The following is a 768-nucleotide window of genomic DNA, read 5'->3' on the forward strand; positions in this document are numbered from 1 at the left end:
CGCTTGCGCCATCAAACCACCCATCGCATCCACTTCTTTGAMCCAAAATGCCCCTTTTACCAATACCACCAATGGCTGGGTTACAAGACATCTGGCCCAAGGTATCGATATTGTGCGTGAGTAATAAGGTCTTCTGACCGGTGCGTGCTGATGCGAGTGCGGCTTCCGTTCCTGCGTGTCCGCCACCGACAACAATGACGTCAAATGTTTCGTGATAAAGCATGAACTGACCTCAGGTATTCAAAGGATTCAACAGTGAGAGAAAAAGAGCGATATTCTACCTTCTTTGTGGATGAGTGAAATTGTTTCGTCTCGCGAATCACGAGATCACTCCACTAATATATATAAGATCTTATATATGATCTTTATTGGATCTATTATTAGGATCGAGGTGATCTGTGGATAAGTTAAAATGATCAACAAGATCATGGATCTTATTTGGATCATATCGTGTGATCATGATTTGATCTACACAAGGATTACCTGGGATCAAAATGGAGGGTTATGCACAGGGGTCGCTAAGTGTAAAAGTTATTATTTGGATAACTATAGGAAAAACACTGGATCTTCTCTATTTTATCCACAGATGGATCGTGTGATTTTTCGGCGAATTGGCGATGGGATTTGTAGAAAGGTTATTCAGCAGAGGGGAAAAGCGAGGGAGTGCTTCCCCCGCAATAGACATCAAAACTGCTCGATATGTTGCTTTAGCCAAACTTCGGCAAGCGTCTTCTGGTACGGTATGGCTGAGCACATCAATGGTCAGGC

General features: G+C 43.3%; 1 protein-coding gene and 1 pseudogene. Both read right to left on the bottom strand.

Translation table 11 applies throughout. The features are described from left to right. Positions 1–223: pseudogene (locus tag CIK04_RS23950) on the bottom strand (FAD-dependent oxidoreductase); the annotation flags it as partial. A 348-nt stretch (positions 224–571) separates the two neighbouring features. Then, on the bottom strand, positions 572–768 hold a 197-nt coding region (locus tag CIK04_RS33630; protein WP_325205762.1), incomplete at its 5' end, for a hypothetical protein.

This window comes from Vibrio sp. 03_296 (assembly GCF_002265885.1).